The organism is Lapillicoccus sp. (assembly GCF_025353065.1).
GTDB lineage: Bacteria > Actinomycetota > Actinomycetes > Actinomycetales > Dermatophilaceae > Lapillicoccus.
Map to the genome: position 1 here is coordinate 1 of NZ_JANXRJ010000088.1, position 4084 is coordinate 4084.

Annotated in this window: 4 protein-coding genes and 1 pseudogene; all 5 read right to left on the reverse strand. The window is 70.4% G+C overall.

The window, feature by feature from the left end; all coding sequences use genetic code 11:
• Positions 1 to 341 (reverse strand): annotated as a pseudogene (locus Q0R63_RS07555) (hypothetical protein); the annotation flags it as partial.
• 5 nt (positions 342 to 346) lie between these two features.
• A complete protein-coding gene (locus tag Q0R63_RS07560; protein ID WP_295695922.1) occupies positions 347 to 994 on the reverse strand; it encodes a hypothetical protein in 648 nt (215 codons plus the stop codon).
• 328 nt (positions 995 to 1322) lie between these two features.
• Complete coding sequence (locus Q0R63_RS07565; protein WP_295695924.1) at positions 1323 to 1616, reverse strand: hypothetical protein; 294 nt, start codon at positions 1614 to 1616, stop codon at positions 1323 to 1325.
• Positions 1613 to 2527: a hypothetical protein gene (locus Q0R63_RS07570; RefSeq protein WP_295695926.1), complete on the reverse strand. Its 915-nt coding sequence runs from the start codon at positions 2525 to 2527 to the stop codon at positions 1613 to 1615. Before Q0R63_RS07570 ends, Q0R63_RS07565 begins: the two co-directional genes overlap by 4 nt.
• 166 nt (positions 2528 to 2693) lie before the next feature.
• Positions 2694 to 3512 (reverse strand): hypothetical protein, encoded by an 819-nt coding sequence (locus Q0R63_RS07575; RefSeq protein WP_295695928.1) that lies wholly within the window; start codon positions 3510 to 3512, stop codon positions 2694 to 2696.
• Positions 3513 to 4084 lie beyond the last annotated feature (572 nt).

Below are 4084 nucleotides of genomic sequence, written 5' to 3' on the forward strand. Positions count from 1 at the left end.
GCCAGGGCGATCCAGCCGACCCACACCATCACGAACTGCCCCACCCCGGTGAGTAGCCGGGCGATCGAGCGCCCGTCCCGGCGGACAGCTGCGACCCCGAGCTGGACCATGGTCAGCAGCAGCATCAACGCCCCAGCGATCCAGAACGTCACCTGGTAGACGTCCGCTGCCGGCCCGTCGGCGCGCAGGTCGGGGGTGGTGAAGGAGTCGACGAGGGTCAGGACCAGCTTCAGGAGCCACAGGCCGGCGTTCCATAGGCCGAGCATGGCGGCGGTCCATCCGTCGGCGACGATCTTGCCGGCGGCGGAGCCGAGGTAGGTGAAGGGGTTGAGGAAGTTCACGCCGGTCACCCCGCTTGGGTGAGGTTGCTGGCTGGGGCCTCCGTGGGCGGGGGCGGCGACGGCGGCGCGGTGACCCAAGTGCGCCAGCCCGCCGCGAACGACAGCTCAGTCCCGGGCCAGGTGGAGGGGGCGGGTGCGGCGGGAGCGCCGGGCGCGATCATCCATCGCCAGTGCGTGCCGGCCCCGGCCTGCGCGCCCGGGCCGGCGGGACCACCCGTGATGGAAGTGGTGGGGGTCCACTGCATGCGTTCGCAGTAGCCGTAGCCCATCCGTGCTTCGGTGGTGACGGTGGCGCGGATGTCGAGCAGGACGCAGGCGAGGACCCAGTCGGGTCCGTCGGTGCCCTTGACCTGGCCGGCGACGGGGGTGGCGGTCACGACGACAGTCATGTCCTTGGTCTGTCCCTGGCCGGCACTGGCGAGGAAGCTCTGCACGTTCTGGGTCATCGCCCACCCGGCCACGCCGACGCCTCCCGGCAACGCCCACGACTCGTAGGCCGTGGCTGTCTGCCGGATCGACATGCCCTGTAGGAGGGTCGTCTCGATCGCGGCGAGCTGGCCCACCGCCCCCTGCGGCGTGTGGGGGAACCCCGTGGGCACCCCCGCTACCCCGGGCCCGGTGGCCGCCGGGACGTCGATGACGGGACCGGCCACGGCACCGGGATCCCGCGGCGGGCATCCTGCGCAGTCACCGACATCATGGGCCGGGCGGCGACGACGTCACGCATGGAACGGCCAGACCCGGCGATAGCCGCACCGGTGACCGGGGACGACGCGGCCACAGACGCAGACGACGACACGTCGTGGACGGAGCTACTGGAGCTACCGTCTGTCCTCAGCCCGTAGAACACGGCCAGGCCCAGGCTGGTGACGAGGGCCACCGCTCCTGCGATCCCGGCGGCGAGGATGGCCCTCAGTTTGGCCCGCCCCCAGACACCTTCTGCGGCACCCGGGGCGGTGGTGGCCGATCCGTTCGCACGCATCAGATGCACCCGCTGCCGGTCATGGTGTGCACGATCCCCGGCAGGACCAGGTAGGCGATCACGGCGAGGAAGATGACCGCGACGCCGACGATGCCGGCCTTCGAGGCGTGCGGCATCCCGAAGATTCGGCCGGCGACGATGGCGCCGATGCTGACGACGACACCCAGGACGAACAGGATGATCACGCCCCACAGGACGTAGCCCATGAGCTGGTCGGCGTACACCTGCGCGCCCGGTGGAGCGACCGGGCAGACCTGTGCGAGAGCGGTCGTGGTGCTGGTGAGGAGCTTCATTGGGGACGTCCCTTCGTCTGCGCGGATGGGTTCGGTGCCGCGGTCGCTGCGGCCAGGAGCCGCTGCGCGGCGCTCAAGAGCGGCGCGGGCAGCGGTTGCGAGTCCAGGCCTCGATGAGCCAGGAGAGGATCGAGCAGGATGTGGTGGACCCGGCCGTCCCGGTCGAGCTCGCGGGTCCGCGCGCCCATGCTCGACTCGATACCTCGCAGCCCTCGCAGCCGCCCGATGGGCGGGCGGGGCTCGAGGACGGCGGCCGTGACCGAAGTCCCATCCAGCATTGCCAGAACGCCCTCGAGCCGACGCAGCCCGGGGACCGTCGCGCGCGCGACGGCCACGACATGAGGCGCCCGCCGCAGCTGGTCGCTCAGCCAACCGCCGTTTTCGAGAAGCAGTCCCACCTCCCAGCCGACGTCAAGGACGGTCAACGAAACTGCGTACGGAGCCTCGATACTCGGAAGAGGAACCTCGTCCGGGGCTCGAACCGCGTCAACGACCCGCTCCAGCAGGACCTCACCCCGGGTCCCCTGGACCCAGCCGCTGGAGTGCGGACCGAGCTCCGCCGTCGTAGCCGCCGCCAGCCCGGACGCGGTCACCGAGCAGCACTCGACGACCCGAGTGCGCCCGGCGCCGGTGTCCGGACTGCTCGCCGCGGTGGCGAGTGCCAGAGCCAGGGTTGACGCCCCGACCGAGCCGGCGCAGCCGACGACGGGCAGGACTGGCTCGACGGCCTGCCAGGCGGCATCGGCACCCGGGGCTCTCGACTGCAGAACCGGGTGGACCCTCACCGTCCGGGACCCACCAATGCGGCGCTGCCGGAACTGCCCTCGCTCGAGAGCGAGCCAGGCCCGCTTGAGTTCGTGGACGGTGACGACACCCTCCCGGGTCCTGTCGCGACTCGTGGCGGCACTCATCGGTGGTCCCGCCGCCTGGCAGGCGCCGGACCCGTCGGGACGCTCCGCATCGCGCAGTCGCCGGTATTGGTGGGGGCCCGGGTGACTAGGGTCCGGGGTCCAGTCGGGTTCGTCACGGTCATCACCTCCCGAACCAATGCCGCGAACGGCGGCTCGGTGGACACCATCAGCCGACCAGACGCTCTGCAGGGACGTGCAAGTGGACGCGCAGATCGCGTACCGAGCGCGCCGCATGACGCCGTACGGTCCGGCCACAGACGCCTCGCGCGCTGGCGACGGCGTCGGACGCCTCGAGCGACATGAGCCCCCCGTGCCCTCGGGTCGAGCGGGAGAGCTCGGACTCGTCGGCGGCTCGGGCCAAAGCGAGGAGGAGCTCGACGTCCGAGCGGGTCACGACGTTCTTCGCCATGGCACCCGTGAAGACGTCCTGCAGCTCCTGCTCCGGGGTGGACGCAACCGCGTCGTTCTGGGTGAGGCTGGACACGGCCTCGAGCAGAACGTCAGCCGTGGGTTCCACCGGGACGGTATGCGCCCAGGTCTGGTCGGCCGGGACGCCGATACCGAGATCGCGCAACACGCCCTTGCGGGTGTTCATCAGAACGTTCGCGGCGACCTTCCACCCCCGCCGCCACGGAAACGTCCGGGCCTCCATCCACAGCTGGGCGGCCACCAGCTCGTCCACCCGAGAGCTCAGCCCGCCCAGGCGATGCGCCAGCAAGCTCGCTCCCGGTACGAGCAGCCAGGCCAGTGCGCTAGTCGCGACGACGTCATCCCCGCCGTCGGGAGCCGAGAGCTGCGCCATCGCGAGCAGCACACCATCTGCATCGGCGCAGTCGGCCTCACTGAGCCATCCCGGCAGCTGCCTCAGGTCGTCCACCACCTGCAGCGCTTCGTGCATAGATCGCCACTGGGTCCACCGCTGCCGGGCCACGGCCAAGTCGCCAATGTCGGGGTCCGTCAGACCCAGGTACCTTGCCACGCTCATGTCGAATTCCTTCCGCCGTTGGGTAACGGCGAGACGGTCTCGATCGAACGTCCCGGATGCGTACCCCCGCCTGAGCTGCGGGAGGGGGGTACGCATCGGGGTGGCTAAGGGGTACAAAGCGCTGACCTGCGGTGACGCAGTCGTACCCCCACTCTTGTCAATCCCTTGAGGGGGCTCGAATTGACCACGCCACCGCAGTCCTCGGCACCCTGGGCGCGTTCGTACCCGACCGCGCCGTGGACACCCCACGGGTCGCCCTCGGGTCGCCCACCCAAGCCAACGTGGCACCGATGGGTCGCTAGGCCGAGACGGGGGCCCATCGTGAGTGGCTCTCAGGACTTCGACGTGCTCCGGATGGCGATCGTGGGTGACCTTGGGGATAGCCCGTCGCGGTGGTACGCGCCGAAGGCCTACCCAGCTCTCGCTCTGTACGTCCTCGACTCGGTCTATTTCCACGGGCAACCGCTACGGCGCGGCGCCGGTGTGGTCGGCCTGCCACAGATCGTTCGGATAAACCGACTCCCGACGGTGCACCAGCTCGAACCCATCCCGGTACACCGATGGATCGTGAT